This window comes from Nocardia sp. SYP-A9097 (assembly GCF_009649815.1).
GTDB lineage: Bacteria > Actinomycetota > Actinomycetes > Mycobacteriales > Mycobacteriaceae > Nocardia.
In genome coordinates, this window is the sequence record NZ_WJIC01000001.1 from 726,011 (window position 1) to 743,329 (window position 17,319).

Sequence of the window (17,319 nt, forward strand, 5' to 3'; positions counted from 1 at the left end):
ACCTACCTATTTCATCCAGTCGGGGGTGATGGGCAATCCGTTCGAGGCGCGGTACTCGGCAATCGCCCGGAGATTGTCCAGCTCCAGCTGATGCCCCGCGGAGAACATCTCCCAGAAGTCGCCCACCCACACCTTGCGGCCCTCGGGTGCGGTGTCCTGGTAGGGATTACGGTCGTAGAACGGGTGATGGCAATTGGTCCACAGCACCACAGAGCCGGGCTTGTCGAACACCAGTTGCGCGTCGACCACGCGCATCAGGTAGATCATCCACAGGTGGTCGCTCTGATCCCAGGCGCAGTGGTAATCCACCGTCATGGCATCGGGATTGGCGACCGTGCGGGTGTAGATACGGGTATTGGGGCCCAGCAGGTCATACGATTCCCACAGGCCCGGCTTCCCGGTCTCGGTGAAGCCGCGCAGACTGTACGTCCACTCCTCCAATGACCTTGTGTCCGAGAGATATTCGTACAGCTCCCGGGGCGGGCAGTCGATATACCCCTGTACCGGGCAGTAGTCGCCGAATATCTGGTCGTGCGGATATACCGAGCGGAGCATCTCCAGAATGACGGGTGTGGTGGCCTCGCGATCGGAGTTCTCGATACGCAGGAGTCCGGGCACCACCCCCTCGGGAATGTCGCTGAGTGCGGGCAGGGCGCTGATGGTCACGATGACCTCCTCGGTGCCGTCAAAAACGGCGTGAAGGGCGGGATTTCGTCGGGATCGCAGTCGACGGCGATGAACGACGGTCCCGGACTGCCGACGCAGTGCCGAAGTGATTCGGCGAGCTCGGCTCGGGTGATGGGTGCGTGCGTGCACAGATCCGGGAACATGGCCGCCAGACCGGCGCCCGGATACGCCGGCCGAAACCTGTTGAAGCTGTATCGATCCCCGTAGAACAGCTGTTCGCGAGTTATGCACATGGCATGTGCGTTGTTGTTGAAGACGATGAAGGTGATCGGCAGACAGTGTTCGATGGCGGTGTGAATCTCCATGCCGTGCATGTAGAAAGCGCCGTCACCGGCTATGACGAAGGTACGGCGGATGGTTCCGTCCGCGCGCCGGTGCCGGGCGAAGGCCGACCCGATTCCGGCGCCGAACGCATAACCCATACCGCCCATCCCCAGGGCGACCGTGAACCGGCCGTCGCGCGGCAGCCGCAGGTGATGCACCACCGCCGCACCGGTATTGCCCGCATCGGCGAAGACGTCCGACCCCTCGGGCAGCACCTCGTTGATGGTCTCGACCACCTCCCGATACCGCAGTCCGGGACCGTCGGATGACGGCACTCGCAGTGCGGTGAGCGAGGTTTCGGTGCGCACCGGTTCGCTGTGCACCGTCTCACCTCGTGCGTTGTGCAGGTGAAGCGGTGTGGCAGCGGTGAATTCGCCGATCAGCTCGGTCAGGGTCAGCGCGAGATCGGTGCTGTGCGCGTGTACGGCGGTGAGGAATGGGATGCCCGCCCCGATGCTGGCGAGCGGCACCTCGTCCAGGGGCCCCTCCAGTCCGGCCCGCGCGGTGACCGGCATGCGGGTGCCGACCAGCAGGCACAGCGTCGCCCCATGCAGGGCGTCGGTGAGTTCGGGATGGCCCATACTGCCCGCGATACCGCAGAATCCGGGGTCGGCGTAGTGGTAGACGTCCTTGGCGTCCGGTGCGACGCCGACGGCGGCATCCAGGATCGCGGCCAATTGCGCCAGCTCCGCGCGGGCGGCATCGCGCGCGACCTGGTCACCGGCGATGATCACCACTTTCCCGAGGGCGCGCGCGGCGCGCAGGGTGTGCAGTACCCGGCGCAGGCTCTCGGTATCGCGGCGGTACATGGGCGCGGGTGGGGTGAAGTTCGGCGCGATCAGCTCGGCCTGCTGAATATCCTTGGGCAGCAACAACACCGCCGGTCCGCCATATCGCATGGCGGCGACCGCGCGGGTGAGATGCGCGGGCAGGTCGGCGGGCGCGTCGACGCGCGCACAGTAGTGCGAGATCGGCTTGAACAACCGGACCGCGTCGAATGCTCCGGCCTGCCCGCTGGTGTCCTGGAACGCTCCCTTGCCCTCCAATACGGTCGGTGGCTGCCCGACCAGCGCGAGCACCGGAACCCGCGAGGCGAAGGATTCGGCCAGCCCGGCCACCAGGTTCACGGCCCCGCCGCCGGAGGTCGCGCACACCACCCCGAATCCGGAGGTGGATCGCGCGTACCCGTCCGCCATGGTGGCCGCGGCGAACTCGTGCTTGGCCACCACCGCGGTCACCGCGTGCCGGTGGTCGAAGGCCGCGTCGTAGAGATCCTCGATATTCGCGCCGTCCACCCCGAAGATATGCCGCACGCCCATGCCGGAGACCGCTCTGACCAGGTGATCCATGACCCGTGTTCCGTTGTGCATGGGGCGGCTCCCTTCGGTGCCCGACACCGACTCTGTCACCCGAGATACGTATGCGAGCTATGGCCGGTTCAATCCCCGGCGGGTCGTGCCTTCCATACCGGGGGTTCGGGGACGAGGCCCCGAAAGTCCGGAGAGTTTTCAGCCTACCTCTTGCCATGTATGTATACGTCTACGTATAGTTGGCCTCATGCCGAACAAGACGATCTACGTATCCGATGAGGACCTCAAGCTGTTTCAGCGAGCACAAGAGCTGGTGGGGGGAAATCTGTCGGGCGCGATCGTGACGGCGCTGCGGCGTTTCATCGAGCTCGAGGAAGGCCGCATCGAGGGCTACGAAGAGGTGGTCCTCAAAGTGGGGAAGGAGGGCACCCGGCAGATTCGTTTCTCCGGCGCCCTACTGAGCCACTGGCACCAGGTCGGCGACCATCGCGTCGAAGACATTCGGGTGTACCGCACCCGCAAAGGCGCGTTCGCGGTGCACAGCCACTTCTCCAACTGGAGTGAATTCCCGGCCGACACCAATCCCCTCAAGGATTGGAAGCAGTGGCGGCGCTTTCTCGGTCTGGGCGAACAGGATTGGGGTGATTACGACTTCGAGGTCTTCGACAATATCGAGGACATGAAGGACAAGATCCCGGATCGCCTGTACGCCCGGGTGCTCGATGCCGCCGACCACTCGAGTATCGAAGAGCTCGACATCTGATCATTCCTCAACCCAAAAGTACTGTCACACAACTGAATAACCGCTTTGTCCGCAAGCCTCGGCGGACACGGCTCAGCCGAACCATGCATTCATGCATACCCATTGATGAGAGGGACACCCATGAACACCCCCTACCCCCCGGCCGCGATACAGGTCGCGGGCCTGTGCAAATCCTTCGGTGAGCACATCGTGCTCGACCGCATCGACTTCAGCGTCCCGCAGGGCAGCATCTTCTCCCTGCTCGGCCCGAACGGCGCGGGCAAGACCACCACCGTGCAGATCCTGTCCACCCTGATCAAGTCCGACGGCGGCGAAATCGGTGTCGGCGGTTACGATCTCGCCACCCAGCCCGAGAACGTGCGCTCGATCATCGGGGTGACCGGACAGTTCTCGGCCGTGGACGAACTGCTCACCGGCCGCGAGAACCTCATACTCATGGGTGACCTGCATCGGCTGCCGCGCGGTGAAAGCCGCCGTATCGCAGCGGATCTGCTGGAGAAGTTCGACCTGGTGGACGCCGCCGACAAGGTCGCCTCCAGCTACTCCGGCGGTATGACCCGCCGCCTGGATCTGGCCATGACCCTGGTCGGCGATCCGCGCATCATCTTCCTGGACGAGCCCACCGTCGGCCTGGATCCGCGCAGCCGCCGCGCCATGTGGGACATCATTCGCGATCTGGTCGCGGGCGGGGTCACCATCTTCCTGACCACCCAGTACCTGGACGAGGCCGATCAGCTGGCCGACCGTATCGCGGTACTGCATCAGGGCCGACTGGTCGCCGAGGGGACGGCCGATCAGCTCAAGCGCATGGTCCCGGGCGGGTACATCAAGCTCGATTTCCACGATCGCGACGAACTCGCCGCCGCCGCACAGGCTTTCGGCAATGCGACGCAGGTCAACGGTGATCTCACCCTCGCCATCCCGAGTGACGGCGGTGTGCGTTCGGTGCGTGAGGTGCTCGACCGCCTCGACGTCGCCCGTATCGAAGCGGCGGGGCTGTCCGTGCACACCCCCGACCTGGATGACGTCTTCCTCGCCCTCACCGGCGGCCACCAGAACGACAAGGAGAACGCGCGATGAGCTCGCTCGCAATGACTTTCACCGATTCCAAGACCATGCTGCGCCGAAACCTGGTGCACGCCAAGCGGTATCCGGCAATGACCATCAGCATGCTGGTGATGCCGATCGTCATGCTGCTTATGTTCAACTACATTTTCGGTGGTGCGCTCAAGGGCGCGACCGGCGGCGAGAAGTACATCCAGTACCTCACGCCCGGCATGATGCTGATCATTCCGGCGTACATGGTCGCGGGCATCGCGGTGGGCATCTCCACCGATATGACCAAGGGGATCGTGAATCGCTTTCGCACCATGCACATCTCGCAGCCCTCGATCCTGACCGGATCGGTGCTGGGCAGCCTGATCCAGGGTCTGCTGGGCACCGTCGTCATGACCGGGGTGGCCGTACTGATCGGCTTCCGGTCGCATGCGAACGTGCTGGAGTGGCTGGCCGCCTTCGGACTCATCGGCCTGACCCTGTTCGCGCTGAACTGGCTCGGTGCGGGCTTCGGTGTGATCGCGCCGAACCCGGAGAGCGCCAGCAATATGCCGACCCCGATCCTGCTGCTGCCCTTCTTCGGCAGTGGTCTGGTACCCACCGACACCATGCCCGCCGGTGTGAAGCAGTTCGCCGAATACCAGCCCTTCACCCCCATCACCGAAACCCTGCGCGGACTGTTGATGGGCTCCGAGATCGGCCACAACGGCATTCTCGCCGTCGGCTGGTGCCTGGTGCTCGGTGGTGTCGGATACCTCTGGTCCACCTCGGCCTTCAAGCGTAAGACCAGCTGAAATCGACACTGCGCGAAGCGAAGACGGCGTACCCGGCACGGGTGCGCCGTCCTCGTGCGTTCAGAGTCCGGCGGCCAGCAGCACCTTGCCGGCGGCATTGCGGATCTGCACATTCTTCACCTGACCGGGTGCGGCCGAGGTGGTGCCGTCCGGGGTGAACTCCTGACCCGGTTTCGCCGTCCACTCCGCGAGTTTGGACTGCGTCCCGTCCTCGCGCACCACCCACAGCGACAACTGCCAGGCGTAGATCTCATTGGACCGCGGGTAGTTGCACCACATGTCCACGCGGGTCTGACCGTTCACCGACAGCAGTTTGAAGGTCGCCACGATCGGGGTGTCCACCTGCGCCTGCAACGGTCCCTGCGCCACCACCTGCGACGTGCCGCGGTGATCGTGATCGACCACCGAGGCCGTCACCGGTATCGCGATCAGGGCCGCCGCCGCGGCCGCCGCCACCGCACCGCCGACGGACAGAAATCGCCGCCGCCGTTGCCTTTTCGCGGCCCGCTCGGCCAGGATGGGCAGCATGCGCTCCGGCGGAGGCGGTACCTCGGTCGCCGGATCCTGCTGTGCCGCAATGGAAAGCGCGGTCTCGGTATCGACCAGCGCGAGCAGTCCGGGCAGTCCGGCCAGTTTCGCCGTCGCCGCGCGGCAGTGCTCGCAGCTCGCCAGATGATCCTCGTATTCACGGCGTTCGTCCCGGGCGAGAGCGCCGAGTACGTATGCCCCATCCCACGTGGTGTAGCCGTCGCAGAGGTCGTGGCCCTCAGTCATCTCGTCACCCCCATCTCCTGCAGTACCAATCGCAATGCCCGCATGCCGTAGTGCATACGGGATTTCACCGTTCCCTCCGGAATCTCCAGCTCCCCCGCTATCTGAGCGGTGGACAGACCCCGGTAGTAGGCGCGGACGATGACATCACGGTGATCGATGCTCAATCGCGCCAGGGCGTCGGCGACCAGCCAGCCGTCCAGGGCACGATCCGACTGATCCGGTGTCGGCACCTCCGGCGGATGGTCCGTCCGGAACTCGCGCCGACTGCGCGCACTGCGATGCTCGTCCACCGCCAGGTTACGGGCCACCGTGAAGAGCCAGGCCCGCGCCGAGGTGGTGGACTGATCCAGCACATTCGGGCGCTGCCAAGCCCGCAGCAGCGTTTCCTGAACGATGTCCTCGGCTCGCCCGGCATCACCTACCAGGCCGAACGTGTACCGCCACAGTGCGGCCGCGTGCTCCTCGTAGAGAACACGGAGTAGCGCCGCCTGATCGTCGGGCATCGGTCACCTCCGCACCCTTCACGACACAGACCGTGCCGCGGTTCAGATCAGTTTCGTTCCAATTCGATAGGGTGCGTCGCGAGCAGCGATAACGGCATCGGCTGGCGGCGCAGCACCTGCGCCCAGAGATCGACGCGGCCCGCGAGTGGGTCGGTCGGGAGCGCCGAAAGCACGATCCAGTCGCCACGATCCAATTCGCCTTCGAGTTGCCCGAAGGTCCAGCCGGCATAGCCGGCGAAGATACGCAGGCCCTCCACGAGTGGGGCGATGGTGTCCGGATCCGAATCCAGGTCGACCAGGGCCACCCGGCCGTCCACTCGGCGCAGGCCCGGAGTTCCGGCGAACGAGGTGCCCACCTTCACCGTCGCCAGGCACAGGGCCGCATCGCGTTTCACCGGGCCGCCGAGAAACAATGCGCGCGGGGACGCGGCCAGATCCGCCCAATTCGGTAGGACATCGTGCACCGCGGTATCGCTGGGGCGGTTCAGCACCACACCCAGACTGCCCGCGTCATTGTGTTCGATTATGTACACAATGGTGCGCCGGAAGGATGGTTCCACCAGGTCCGTCGCCGACACCAGCAGAGTGCCAGGGCGAACCACCTGGTCCTCATGCCGGAATTCGCGTCGAGAACGGTCACCGTGTTCCTCTGCGCGTGCCACCAAGCCATCATCGCACCGGCACAGCACAATTGCTGTGTTTAATTTGCCCTCCGCTGCGCTGCGGGCGGGTTCGCGGGCAGGCGCAGGGAGGTGGATGCCGTGAGAGTCCGGAACCTTCCCTCCCTCCCTCCGCTCCTCCGCTGCGCTCCCCCGCTCCACTCAGTCCAGAACCCGGACGGGCCGCGAACCATCGGCTGGTTGTATCTGATCGTTGATGGTTAGCTGGCGGCATGGGAGCTCCGGAGGTCGTCCTCGAGAACAGCGATGCGGTGTACGACTTCTATCGGGATCATCAGCAGAACCTGTTGAAGGCCAAGGCGGCGTACTGGTTGCTGGGGCGCAGGTATCGGCCGCGGATCTCGTACGCGCCGGGGGCTCGGGAACGGCTGCGCGAGTTGATCTCCCAGAAGCGGCCATTGCTGATCGCGGTCAATCACCTCTCCCAGTTGGATCCGTACACGGTCGCGGCGGCCGCGTGGCGCAGTGCGCTGCGGCCGGTGATCGGGCGGACCAGGGTGCTCGCCAAGGACGAACTGTTCCTGGACGCCGAGCTGCGATCGCGCATCGACATGATGGGTGGCATACCGGTATTCCGCGGTAAGGACCACGGACTGCGCGCGGTGAACGCCGCCGGACAGCGCATGATCGATATCTGCGCCGAGCGGATGGCGCGCGGGGACGGGATCGCGGTCTTCCCCGAAGGCACCTGCAATGACGTCGATCCCACCCGGGTGCAGACGGTGGGAAGCGGTATCGGGCACATCGCCTTCCGCGCCAAGAAGCTCGGGGCCGACCCGGTACTGGTGAGCCTCGGACTCAGCTACGGGCCACGCCCCGACCCCACGGTCGAGCCCACCAAAGAGGAGGCCAAATCGGCGAGCTTCTACTTCGGCATGCCGGTACCCGCGCTCCCGAGTAAGCCCGCCGAGATCACCCGCCTGGTCCACGACGACTTGCAGAGCGCATTGGACGGGGCGGTCACGGCCTACTGAGGCAGATTCAGCCGCTCCCTCGACCAGTGCGGCACCAGCGTGAGGTACTCCGGCCGGGATTCCACGAAATGGTGCACCATCGGGCACATGGGCAGAATGCCGTAGCCGGTATCGCGGGTCTGATCGAGCGCACCCTGCACGAGCTTGCGGCCGAATCCCAGGCCCTCATGCTGTGGATAGATCTCGGTGTGTATGAAGGCGCGCTCATTGGCGGTGTCCTGATACGCCGCCACACCCGCGAGCATGCCATCGACATACAGCTCGAAGCGATCAAGTGCGGCATTCTTGCGGACCTCGACGGACGCGTTCGACTCACTCGACATGGTGCGACGCTAACCCGTTTGCCCAGGCTATTTGTCCGTATCTGTAATCCGGTGCTCCGGCGTGTCGCGGCTGGACCTGCCACTACGGCGAATAGTGATCACACTGTGGGGGTGACACATGCCGGACCGCGCCGGGTGATCCTCGCCCCGGACAAATTCAAAGGCTCACTCACCGCTGCTCAGGTGGCGGCTGCCCTGGCGGCGGGCATCGAACGCGCCGCGCCCGGCACGCTGGTGCGACAGTTGCCGGTCGCCGACGGCGGGGACGGGACGGTCGACGCCTTTCTCGCGGCGGGGTGGGAGCGGGTGCCGCTGGAGGCCCCCGGTCCGACCGGCGAACCGGTATACACGGCCTACGCCAGGCGCGGCGACACCGCCGTAATCGAGTTGGCGGCCGTGGTCGGTCTGGTGAAACTGCCCGGTGGACAACCTGATCCGCTGGGCGCGAGCACGTACGGACTCGGCGTGGTCATTGCGCACGCGCTGGACAACGGCGTACGCGATATCGTGCTCGGCCTCGGCGGCAGCGCGTCCACCGACGGCGGCGCGGGCATGCTGCAGGCACTCGGACTGCGTATCAGGGATGCATTCGGCACCGAATTACCTTGCAATGGAACGTTTCTCGGCGACGACGATCGAGTGGATCGCAGCGGACTGCATCCGGGACTGGCCGATACCCGCATCACCCTCGCCAGCGATGTGGACAACCCGCTGCTCGGTCCGAACGGTGCCGCGGCGGTGTACGGCCCGCAGAAAGGCGCGAGCCCCGAACAGGTCGCGATTCTCGAAGCGGCCCTGGCGAATTGGGCGATACTCATCGGCCACGAATGGGCGGACAAGCCCGGTGCCGGTGCGGCGGGTGGCACCGGTTTCGGGGCCATGGCCGTGCTCGGCGCGGTCCCGCGCTCGGGTATCGACGTGGTACTCGACCTGGTGGACTTCCCGGCACAGCTCGCGGGAGCCGATCTGGTGGTCACCGGCGAAGGTTCACTCGACGCGCAAAGCCTGCACGGCAAGGCCCCGATGGGCGTCGCTCAGGCCGCGCACCGCGCCGGAATCCCGGTCGTGGCCGTGTCCGGGCGGCTCCAGCTCACGCCGGAGCAACTGCGCGACAACGGTTTTGCCGCCGCCTATGCCCTCACCGACCTGGAACCCGACCCCGCCCGCTGCATGAGCGATGCCGCCGCCCTCCTGGAGTGCATCGGCGAGCGCCTCACCCGGTAGCTCTCGCGCGAGTGTGCACTCACGGCGGTGACACGCCGCAGGCCCGCGCCCCGATTGCACACTCGCCGTTGGATTGTGGAGGCTCCAGCTCTCATGCCGTCGCGGTGAGCGGGCGGCCCAGGATCTCGCCGCGATGCTCATCGCCCCACTGCTCGAGCGGCCGCAGCGCCAGATTCAGCCGCTCGCCGAGCGGTGTGAGCGAGTACTCCACGCGCGGTGGGACTTCCGGGTAGATCTCGCGATGCACCACCCCGGATGCCTCGAGGTGGCGCAGGTTCTCGGCGAGCACCTTCTCGCTCACGCCGGTGAGCAGTCGCCGGATTTCGCCGAAGCGCACCGGGCCATCACCCAGCACCCACATCAGGTGCAACCTCCATTTCCCGCCGACCACATCAATGGCGATGGACATGCCACAGACCGCGTGATCCGCGTCACCGGACTCGTTCAATGCGCCCCTCCCGACCGTATTTCCAACCTTCAGGTAAGCAACCCCACCCGAACGTGCGGTCTTCCCGAGGCTACCGATCGTGGCCACCATCGAATCCGCCGCCGAAACCGATCCGGCGGGAATTCGAAGGGACACATCATGTCTGATCAGCGCGATTCCGTCTCCGTCATCGGCCTGGGGCCCATGGGCCAGGCGATGGTCCGTGCCTTCCTGCAGGCCGGTGTCGAGGTGACCGTCTGGAATCGCAGCCCCGCCAGGGTCGATGCCATGGTCGAGCTCGGCGCGAAGCCGGCCGCCACTGTCGCCGAGGCCCTGGACGCCAACGAGCTCACTGTGCTCAGCCTCACCCACTATGCCGCCATGTACGACGTACTCGGTTCGGCCACAGCCCATTTGGCGGGCAAGGTGATCGCCAACCTGTCCTCGGACTCCCCCGAGATCACCCGCAAGGGCGCGGCCTGGGTGCGCTCGCACGGCGCGCAATTCCTCTCCGGCGGCGTCATGTCGGCGGGCGACAATATCGAGCACCCGGCCTCGTACATCTTCTACAGCGGCCCGCGCACGGTCTTCGACACGCACGCCGAACTGCTACGCCCGCTCAGCCCCCAGGAGTACCTGGGCGCGGATGACGGTCTGGCACAGGTCTTCTACCAGGCGCTCCTGATCATCTTCCATCCGTGGATGCTGGCCTTCGACCAGGCACTGGCACTGATCGCCAACTCCGGCAACGACATCGACCACTTCCTGCCGTTCGCGCTGCGCTCCAATGAGGCGTTCCCCTACTTCATGGCCGATTTCTCCGCCGCCGCCAAGGCCGGTGGCTGGGGCGAACGCTCCCAGCTGGTCATGATGGACGCGGGCGCACAACACATTATCGACGCCAGCGAAGAGGCAGGCGTGGACGCGACGCTCTCGCGTTCCGCACAGTCGTTGTGGCGCAAAGCAATTGCCGCCACCGATGCGAAGGGCGAGGCCGTACCGGTGTACCGGGTGCTGCGCGGGCGCGACTGAGGTGCGGACCCCGGCGGAAAGCATGCCGCGCGAGTTCGGCACGGCACGGGTGGTTCAAGCTCGGGTTCGGCGTGATCGCGATTCTCGGGTCCGGGTTCGTCGCGATTCGTATGGTGCAGCGCGTGAACCAGAGCTGAGTGCGGTCAGCGGGTGGCGAGGAATTCGATCGCCGCGGCGTAACCCTGGATGCCCATGCCGGCGATGACGGCGGTGGCGATGGGGGAGACGTAGGAGTGGTGGCGGAACTCCTCGCGGGCGTGCACATTGCTGATGTGCACCTCCACGATCGGCACCTCGGGGATGACCAGGGCGTCGCGTAGGGCGACCGAGGTGTGGGTGAGGCCGCCGGGGTTGATGACGATTCCGGATTCCTCGCGCCGGGCGGCGTGGATCCGGTCGATCAGTGCGCCTTCGGAATTCGACTGGAACGTATTGACCTCGCGGCCGAACCGGGCGGCCGTCCTGTTGCACAACTCGACAATGTCTTCGAGCGTGTCCGATCCATACACCTCAGGCTGCCGAATGCCGAGCATGTTGAGGTTAGGACCGTTCAAAACCAGGATCGGACCCACGGTGTCAGCCATGGGTCCGATCCTATTGCCTTGCCACCGCATTGCGGCTCAGAGCCCGCGCGGGCCCTCCGAGCGCAGGTCGTCGACCTTGCGCATGGCGCCGCGGAGTTCTTCGAGCCACTCCTCGGCGTGCTTGCCGGCGAGCTTGACCGTCCAGGCCAGCGCGTCGGAGCGGGAGCGGGCCACGCCCGCGTCGATGAGGGTGTCCAGCACCTTGCGCTCGGGCTGGCGGAGCCGGGTCATGACCGGAACGGCCAGGTGGGTGAAGAGGATTCGTTCATCGCCGACCCGCACACCCCAGGCGACGCTGCGGCCGTAGCGGGCCTGCGCCTCCTGGGCGATCTGCATGCGGGCGGGGCGGGTGGATTCCCGGAAGCGGGAGACCAGGCCCTCGCGGGTGGCCCTGGGTACTTCGGCGGGAGCCTCGGCAGGGGCGTCGGCGTCGGCGGTTTCGGCGGTGGGAAGGGGGAGTTCGCCGACCACGACGATTTCGTCGCGATCGATTTCCAGGGTTGCGGGTCCGGTGAACCAGTCGGCTGGCAATCTTCCGGCGAACCAGTCCGCGGCGTCCGCGGCATCGGGGAGATCGGCCTGCTGCCAGCCGCCGGGGCGGCCGAATTCGCGGCCGCGGTGTCCGTACTTCATATCGGTCACTCTCACTTGCTGTCCGGTGTTTGTAATACTGATTACAACGTTACGTTCATTCCGTCGGATTGGATTCCGCTCTCGGAGAACAGGCTTCGGGACAATGCCCAGCGCGGTTGCGCAACCGCGTCACGGGGTAGTCATCGAAGGCGCGAATATGCCGGGCGTCGTAACCGACCGGTGATCATGTAACTGGTCCCTGCTGACCGAAATCGGCACTATGGTGGTGCTCAATGCGTATACGCCTCGTGGAAAGGTGGCACCGCGAGTGTTTTGAACGCGGTACCGTGGTCCTGTTGCTGATGTGGCAAGAGTGAAGAGTGGGCGATATGGATGTGTGGGGATCCCGCCGCTTCCGGATTCGTGGCGCGATCGTGCTCGCGGTGGTGCTGGCCGTCGCGATTGCGATGGGGTCGTGCGCTTTCCGGGAGCGATCGACGGGTGCGGAGGCGGTAGTCGAGCGATTCACCACCTTGCTCGACAAACAGGACTATGAGGGCGCGGCACGGCTGACGTCCTACCCGAACGGTGCCACGGCAACGCTGAAGCAAGTTTTCAGCGGACTCCAACCGGGCAAATCTGACTACCACGTGACCCAGTTCATCGCGCTCGACGCCAATACCGGCATGTTCAGCATGACCGCGGCCTGGAACTTCGGCGACAAACGCGACTGGAAGTACGACATACCGGGCACCATCCGCAAACTCAGCGTGGGCTGGCGCATTTCGTGGGACCCGACCCTGATCGTTCCGCAGCTCGACAGCAAACGCAGCGTCAAACTCGTGCGCACCTACGCCGCACCGGCCCCGCACGTGAACGATATTGTCGGCACGCCGCTCATGACCGAGCAGACCATCAATGTCGTCAAACTCGATCCCACCAAGACCGGTGATGTGGTCGGCTCCAGCAATGCCCTGGCTGCCGCCATCGAACCGGTTGCCCCACTGATCACCGGACCGGTACTGCTGCAACAACTGTCGGCCTCACAGGGCAAGCCCATCGTGGCGGTCAACCTGCGCGACGGTGACTTCGCGATCCTCGAACCCAGGATGGCCGCCATCCCGGGTGTGGTGCTGGAGAAGCAGCCCCGGCTCATCTCCGCCGACCGCCGCGTCTGGTCGCCGCTGCTGGACTCCATGCGCAAGGTGTGGCAGGACAACAATGATCAGCGCGCCGGCTGGGGCGTCCAACTCTTCGAACCCGACGGCACTCTCGTCACCCAGCTCGCCGGTGAACAGGGCCCACCCGGACCCGATATTCCGGGCACCATGGATCAGCGGCTGCAGCGCGCCGCCGAGGACGCCGTGGTGAGCGTCGGCACGCCGTCCTCCATCGTGGCGATTCAACCGTCCAGCGGTGCGGTCGTCGCGGTCGCGCAGAACAGTCAGGCCAGTGAGCACGGATCGGTCGCCTTCACCGGGCTGTACCCGGTCGGCGGCATGATCGAACTCTTCAAGAACATGGCCGCGCTCACCAAGAAGAAAGCGCCACAGGATGTTTCGGTCGGCGACGCGGCCGAGGCGGCGAGCCAGCTCGGCGTCGGCCTCGACTTCAAGGTGCCCGGCCTGGACGAGACCACCGGTCGCCTGCCCTCCGGAAAGAACGCCGCCGAACAGGTCGGGCGCGGTAATGCCGCCGACTCACTGCTGGCCAGTCCGTGGGGGATGGCCATCGCGGCCGCCGCCATCGCCAACGGCCAGGTGCCCAAGCCGATGATCACCATCGGCGTGCCCGCCACCACCGAGGCCGACCTGCCCGCACTGCCCGGCGATGTCACCGACCGGCTGCGCACCATGCTCCGCGAGGGCGCCGGGGCGCCGGAGTTGGTCAGCCTCAACCGGTATCAGGGTGTGCAGGCGTACGCGGCCACCGCGGGCAGTAACGGCTGGCTCATCGCCACCATGGGTGATCTGGCCTTCGCCATTCACATCGACGATGTGGACAGCGCGGACGCCACCTCGCGCATGGCGGCGCGGCTACTGCAGGCACTGGCGACTCCGGACTAGCGCAGCGCCTTCATGGCCACCCGCCAGCCCAGCAGGAACAGGGCCAGCGCGGTCGCGGCCACGATGATGAAGCTGAAGGCAATGCCCTGCCCGCTCACCACGCGCAGCAGCATGCCGACGATCAGCGTGCTGAGCCAGACGATCACACCGGTCGGCCACACCGCGCGACCGTCGAAAGGTTTTGCGGCACCGGCACCTTCGCGCCCGGCGACCGCGATGGCGATCACCCAGCCCAGCACCAGGCCGGTGCCGAACGGCCACACCGTACGCAGCATGCCGGCGAGCACCGCCTCGTCATGACTGCGCCGGCCGATCGCGCAGAACACGATCACCAGCACGGCATCGACTCCGAACGGCACCAGTTTCTTCACGGGCCACAGGTTAACGGGCCGCCCGGGCGCGCCCGCGCAGGGACACTCCCGGCGGTCAGGACTCGGCGGGCGGAGTATTCGGGCGGCGGCGATCGGTGATCAGCGGGGTGCCACCGCGCTGCTCGAATTCCTTCTCGTACTCGGCGTCATCGGCCTGCGGCTTACGGAACAGGAACAGGAAGACGATCCAGCCGATAATCGCCACCAGAATAAAGCTGACCAGCCGATACAGGAACGCGGCCGCCACCGCCTGCGCCGCGGGCAGTCCCGCCGCCGCGGTCAGCGAATAGATCAGGGTGGCATCCACGTACACGATGCCGCCGGGCGCGAAGGGGATGGTGCCCACCGCTTTTCCGGCCGCGAAGGCCAGCATGAGCCCCGCCAGCCGGGGATCCGCGCCCACCGCGTAACAGGCCGCGCCCAGGCAGGCCACATCGGCGAGCCGATGCACCAGCGCCCACCCGGCGACCAGCGCGCCATCCTTCTTGCCCAGATCCACCGACTCCAGCTGATCCAGGATCTCGCCGACCTTCTCCTTGCCGGCATCCACCGGCTTGTGCCGAATCCTGTTGATCAGATGCAGGATTCGATGCAGCACCGACTCGATGGTCCCCGGATGCCGGGACACATAATTGAACGCCCAGACCAGTCCCGCCACCGCGCCGAGCGACAGGATCACCTTCGTCGGACCGATCCGATCCCCGCCCAGCACCGCACCGAACACGCCCAGCAGCGTCAACCCGGCGGTCGCCACCACCCCGGACATGACCAGCTGCCAGGACGCCACAATCGGGCTCGCACCCCAGCGGCGCATCTGCCGGTAGGTGAACGCGGTGGAGAACACCTGTCCCGCGGGCAGCGTCAGCGCCATACCGGTGGCCCCGTACACCACGGTCACCGATTTACGCTGGCTCACCTCCACCCCGCCGGCGTGCAGCAGTTGCTTCTGGATACGGCCGAATCCGCTCATGGAAAACGCCTGCATAAACACGCAGGCCACCACCCAACCCCAATGGATTTCGGTGAGGTTCTTCCACGATTCGTGCAGCCGCGGATATAGATAAAAACCTTCGGAAATCAGCAGACTCAGCAGCGCGGCACCGAGAACCCATTTGGCCCACCAGAACCTGCCGCGGCGCGAGTTCTCCGCGGGCGGCGCAGGTTCGCCGGCCAGCTCACCATGGGCCGTCACAACCTCACCCTAACGAACCGGCGGTGGCCTCGTCTGCATCCGTGGGGTCGACAGTTTGTTTAGGCCAGGCCAGACGTGTTTTCCGGCGGCGGCCACGCAACTGAACTTCTTCTCCCGTTTCCCAATGGCGCTGTTCGTTCGCATCGGCGAAATACAGTGCGCTACTGGAGGTGAGCACGCGTTCCGGGCGGTCCTTGGCGAGTTCGGTGAGGCGGGAAGCCTCATTGACCGGGTCGCCGATCACGGTGTACTCGAAACGATTTGCGCCACCGATATTCCCGGCCACCGCCAGACCCGCCGAAACACCCATACCGATATCCAGTCCGGGCACCTCACGCAGGGCTTCGCGCAGCTCACGGGCGGCGGCCAGGGCCGCGGTGGGCGCATCCGGGCGGTCCAGCGGAGCGCCGAAGATGGCCAGTGCGGCATCACCCATGAATTTATTGATCAATCCGTGGTGCCGGTCGATCACATCCACCACGATGCGGAAGAACTCATTGAGCAGGCTGACCACTTCGGTCGGCGGACGTTCCGCGGCGGTCGCGGTGGAGCCCACCATATCGACGAACAACACCGCCACAAATCGTGTTTCACCACCGAGTTCGGTGCCGTACTCCAGTGCGCGCCGCGCCACGTCCTCACCGACATGGCGGCCGAACAGTTCCTGTAGTTCGCGACGTTTCGCCGCTTCACCCATCATTCGGTTGAAGCCAACCTGTAGCAGCCCGATTTCCGAACCGTCGAAAACCTCCACCTGCACATCGCGCGCGCCTTCCTGCACGCGATCAATGGCCTGGCTGAGCTGGCGAATCGGATCGGAAATACTCGCCGCGGTGAGCATGGAAAGCGCCAGCGCCTGCATGATCACCACACCGCACAACAGCAGAATCGACACCGCCAGCGACTGCGCGGAAAACTGAACGCGCGAGGAAATCTGCGTGACACACAACAGCACAATCGCGATTACCGGGGCGAAAGTACCCATACCCCACGTCATGGCCATCCGGGTGCCGACGCCCGCGGTGAGCGTGTGATCGAACGCCCCGACGGTCAGCGCCTCCGCCGCCACCGGCCGCAGAATGCGCTCACCCAACATGTACGTGAAGCCGAAAACAATGGTGGCGGCCATACATTCGGTGACGATTACCGCCGCCGCCAGCTGCGGTGTGCGCACAATGATCACCGACGCCAGCACCGCACCGCCCACCAGCCACAACACCAGATGCACGATCGACTGCCGCAGCGGAGCGTGCAACGCCGCCATCTGCTCCTGCCGACTCGGCGGCCCACCCCGCACCTGCCACCGCATCACCGGCCGCAGCATCAGCGCCGACGCGGTCAAACTCAGCAATCCACCGACAATGAATACGAGTGCCGGAAGCAGCAATCCCGTCTGCCGTGTCGCACTCGAGCCGTCTTCCGGAACGGGCAGCCCGTACTGGATGAACGCCCACACCAGCACGGCACCGAACGCATTGGCCGCGAGCATCGATGCGAGGTACAGCGGCCAGCGAGTTCGCATGGTCTGTTTGACCGCTTCCAGGGGCGCTGACACGATCACCAATCTAGCTCCCCCGCCTCCCGCATGATCTTGGCGCACGGCTGGAAATCCGCTGACCATTGCGGAAGCGTAGAAGCTGCTCGGACCGGACCGATTTCGAG

The 17,319-nt window shown here is 65.7% G+C and carries 19 protein-coding genes; 7 read left to right on the forward strand and 12 right to left on the reverse strand.

Going from position 1 to position 17,319, the window contains the following annotated elements; all coding sequences use genetic code 11:
• Nucleotides 1–6: 6 nt before the first annotated feature.
• Together GFY24_RS03260 and GFY24_RS03265 are read right to left on the reverse strand one after the other, a co-directional pair.
• Nucleotides 7–666 (reverse strand): SRPBCC family protein, encoded by a 660-nt coding sequence (locus tag GFY24_RS03260; protein WP_309230381.1) that lies wholly within the window; start codon nt 664–666, stop codon nt 7–9.
• Nucleotides 663–2,381 (reverse strand): thiamine pyrophosphate-binding protein, encoded by a 1,719-nt coding sequence (locus GFY24_RS03265; protein WP_153803381.1) that lies wholly within the window; start codon nt 2,379–2,381, stop codon nt 663–665. Before GFY24_RS03265 ends, GFY24_RS03260 begins: the two co-directional genes overlap by 4 nt.
• A 187-nt stretch (nt 2,382–2,568) precedes the next feature.
• Here GFY24_RS03265 and GFY24_RS03270 point away from each other — a divergent pair, with 187 nt between their 5' ends.
• From GFY24_RS03270 to GFY24_RS03280, 3 genes are all read left to right on the forward strand, one after another.
• The gene (locus GFY24_RS03270; RefSeq protein WP_153803382.1) at nt 2,569–3,084 is read left to right on the forward strand and encodes an EXLDI protein; all 516 of its coding nucleotides are present in this window, start codon (nt 2,569–2,571) and stop codon (nt 3,082–3,084) included.
• A gap of 120 nt (nt 3,085–3,204) precedes the next feature.
• A complete protein-coding gene (locus tag GFY24_RS03275; protein ID WP_153803383.1) occupies nt 3,205–4,164 on the forward strand; it encodes an ATP-binding cassette domain-containing protein in 960 nt (319 codons plus the stop codon).
• Nucleotides 4,161–4,934: an ABC transporter permease gene (locus GFY24_RS03280; RefSeq protein ID WP_153803384.1), complete on the forward strand. Its 774-nt coding sequence runs from the start codon at nt 4,161–4,163 to the stop codon at nt 4,932–4,934. Before GFY24_RS03275 ends, GFY24_RS03280 begins: the two co-directional genes overlap by 4 nt.
• A 60-nt stretch (nt 4,935–4,994) precedes the next feature.
• Here the strand turns inward: GFY24_RS03280 and GFY24_RS03285 are convergent, their stop codons facing one another.
• The 3 genes from GFY24_RS03285 to GFY24_RS03295 are packed head-to-tail and all read right to left on the reverse strand — an operon-like array spanning nt 4,995 to nt 6,873.
• Nucleotides 4,995–5,708 carry an anti-sigma factor gene (locus GFY24_RS03285; protein ID WP_153803385.1) on the reverse strand — a complete coding sequence of 238 codons (714 nt, stop codon included), beginning with the start codon at nt 5,706–5,708 and terminating at the stop codon, nt 4,995–4,997.
• Nucleotides 5,705–6,211, reverse strand: coding sequence for a sigma-70 family RNA polymerase sigma factor (locus GFY24_RS03290; protein ID WP_153803386.1), 507 nt, complete (start codon nt 6,209–6,211; stop codon nt 5,705–5,707). The genes GFY24_RS03285 and GFY24_RS03290 overlap by 4 nt, the downstream gene beginning before the upstream one ends.
• 47 nt (nt 6,212–6,258) lie before the next feature.
• A complete protein-coding gene (locus GFY24_RS03295) occupies nt 6,259–6,873 on the reverse strand; it encodes a YqgE/AlgH family protein (RefSeq protein WP_309230382.1) in 615 nt (204 codons plus the stop codon).
• A 230-nt stretch (nt 6,874–7,103) separates the two neighbouring features.
• Between GFY24_RS03295 and GFY24_RS03300 the strand changes: the two genes are divergently transcribed.
• A complete protein-coding gene (locus GFY24_RS03300) occupies nt 7,104–7,865 on the forward strand; it encodes a 1-acyl-sn-glycerol-3-phosphate acyltransferase (RefSeq protein WP_153803388.1) in 762 nt (253 codons plus the stop codon).
• Here the strand turns inward: GFY24_RS03300 and GFY24_RS03305 are convergent.
• Nucleotides 7,859–8,188, reverse strand: a complete 330-nt coding sequence (locus GFY24_RS03305; RefSeq protein ID WP_153803389.1) for a GNAT family N-acetyltransferase — start codon at nt 8,186–8,188, stop codon at nt 7,859–7,861. The genes GFY24_RS03300 and GFY24_RS03305 overlap by 7 nt on opposite strands.
• Nucleotides 8,189–8,299: 111 nt before the next feature.
• Between GFY24_RS03305 and GFY24_RS03310 the strand changes: the two genes are divergently transcribed.
• Nucleotides 8,300–9,412, forward strand: a complete 1,113-nt coding sequence (locus GFY24_RS03310) for a glycerate kinase (RefSeq protein WP_309230383.1) — start codon at nt 8,300–8,302, stop codon at nt 9,410–9,412.
• A 91-nt stretch (nt 9,413–9,503) separates the two neighbouring features.
• Here the strand turns inward: GFY24_RS03310 and GFY24_RS03315 are convergent, their stop codons facing one another.
• Nucleotides 9,504–9,821, reverse strand: coding sequence for a helix-turn-helix domain-containing protein (locus tag GFY24_RS03315; RefSeq protein ID WP_153803559.1), 318 nt, complete (start codon nt 9,819–9,821; stop codon nt 9,504–9,506).
• Nucleotides 9,822–9,998: 177 nt separating this feature from the next.
• Between GFY24_RS03315 and GFY24_RS03320 the strand changes: the two genes are divergently transcribed.
• Complete coding sequence (locus tag GFY24_RS03320) at nt 9,999–10,871, forward strand: NAD(P)-dependent oxidoreductase (protein ID WP_153803391.1); 873 nt, start codon at nt 9,999–10,001, stop codon at nt 10,869–10,871.
• 143 nt (nt 10,872–11,014) lie between these two features.
• Here GFY24_RS03320 and aroQ read toward each other — a convergent pair whose 3' ends face one another.
• On the reverse strand, nt 11,015–11,455 hold the full coding sequence (aroQ, locus tag GFY24_RS03325) for a type II 3-dehydroquinate dehydratase (protein WP_153803392.1): 441 nt from the start codon (nt 11,453–11,455) through the stop codon (nt 11,015–11,017).
• A 36-nt stretch (nt 11,456–11,491) separates the two neighbouring features.
• The gene (locus tag GFY24_RS03330; protein WP_153803393.1) at nt 11,492–12,088 is read right to left on the reverse strand and encodes a hypothetical protein; all 597 of its coding nucleotides are present in this window, start codon (nt 12,086–12,088) and stop codon (nt 11,492–11,494) included.
• A gap of 329 nt (nt 12,089–12,417) precedes the next feature.
• Here GFY24_RS03330 and GFY24_RS03335 point away from each other — a divergent pair, with 329 nt between their 5' ends.
• The gene (locus GFY24_RS03335; RefSeq protein ID WP_153803394.1) at nt 12,418–14,094 is read left to right on the forward strand and encodes an NTF2-like N-terminal transpeptidase domain-containing protein; all 1,677 of its coding nucleotides are present in this window, start codon (nt 12,418–12,420) and stop codon (nt 14,092–14,094) included.
• On the opposite strand, the gene GFY24_RS03340 is transcribed toward GFY24_RS03335, so the two are convergent.
• Genes GFY24_RS03340 through GFY24_RS03350 form a run of 3 tightly spaced genes read right to left on the reverse strand, consistent with a single transcriptional unit; the run spans nt 14,091 to nt 17,179 of the window.
• Complete coding sequence (locus GFY24_RS03340) at nt 14,091–14,465, reverse strand: DUF3054 domain-containing protein (protein ID WP_309230384.1); 375 nt, start codon at nt 14,463–14,465, stop codon at nt 14,091–14,093. The genes GFY24_RS03335 and GFY24_RS03340 overlap by 4 nt on opposite strands.
• Before the next feature lie 55 nt (nt 14,466–14,520).
• Nucleotides 14,521–15,657, reverse strand: a complete 1,137-nt coding sequence (locus tag GFY24_RS03345; RefSeq protein ID WP_309230385.1) for a YbhN family protein — start codon at nt 15,655–15,657, stop codon at nt 14,521–14,523.
• Between the two features lie 4 nt (nt 15,658–15,661).
• Nucleotides 15,662–17,179, reverse strand: a complete 1,518-nt coding sequence (locus GFY24_RS03350; protein ID WP_153803562.1) for an adenylate/guanylate cyclase domain-containing protein — start codon at nt 17,177–17,179, stop codon at nt 15,662–15,664.
• Between the last annotated feature and the right edge of the window lie 140 nt (nt 17,180–17,319).

Coding starts and splice junctions, on each gene's coding strand:
- GFY24_RS03265 (WP_153803381.1), bottom strand. CDS start 2,381: ATGCACAACGGAACACGGGTCATGGATCACCTGGTCAGAGCGGTCTCC.
- GFY24_RS03270 (WP_153803382.1), top strand. CDS start 2,569: ATGCCGAACAAGACGATCTACGTATCCGATGAGGACCTCAAGCTGTTT.
- GFY24_RS03275 (WP_153803383.1), top strand. CDS start 3,205: ATGAACACCCCCTACCCCCCGGCCGCGATACAGGTCGCGGGCCTGTGC.
- GFY24_RS03280 (WP_153803384.1), top strand. CDS start 4,161: ATGAGCTCGCTCGCAATGACTTTCACCGATTCCAAGACCATGCTGCGC.
- GFY24_RS03285 (WP_153803385.1), bottom strand. CDS start 5,708: ATGACTGAGGGCCACGACCTCTGCGACGGCTACACCACGTGGGATGGG.
- GFY24_RS03290 (WP_153803386.1), bottom strand. CDS start 6,211: ATGCCCGACGATCAGGCGGCGCTACTCCGTGTTCTCTACGAGGAGCAC.
- GFY24_RS03300 (WP_153803388.1), top strand. CDS start 7,104: ATGGGAGCTCCGGAGGTCGTCCTCGAGAACAGCGATGCGGTGTACGAC.
- GFY24_RS03305 (WP_153803389.1), bottom strand. CDS start 8,188: ATGTCGAGTGAGTCGAACGCGTCCGTCGAGGTCCGCAAGAATGCCGCA.
- GFY24_RS03315 (WP_153803559.1), bottom strand. CDS start 9,821: ATGTCCATCGCCATTGATGTGGTCGGCGGGAAATGGAGGTTGCACCTG.
- GFY24_RS03320 (WP_153803391.1), top strand. CDS start 9,999: ATGTCTGATCAGCGCGATTCCGTCTCCGTCATCGGCCTGGGGCCCATG.
- aroQ (WP_153803392.1), bottom strand. CDS start 11,455: ATGGCTGACACCGTGGGTCCGATCCTGGTTTTGAACGGTCCTAACCTC.
- GFY24_RS03330 (WP_153803393.1), bottom strand. CDS start 12,088: ATGAAGTACGGACACCGCGGCCGCGAATTCGGCCGCCCCGGCGGCTGG.
- GFY24_RS03335 (WP_153803394.1), top strand. CDS start 12,418: ATGGATGTGTGGGGATCCCGCCGCTTCCGGATTCGTGGCGCGATCGTG.
- GFY24_RS03350 (WP_153803562.1), bottom strand. CDS start 17,179: ATGCGAACTCGCTGGCCGCTGTACCTCGCATCGATGCTCGCGGCCAAT.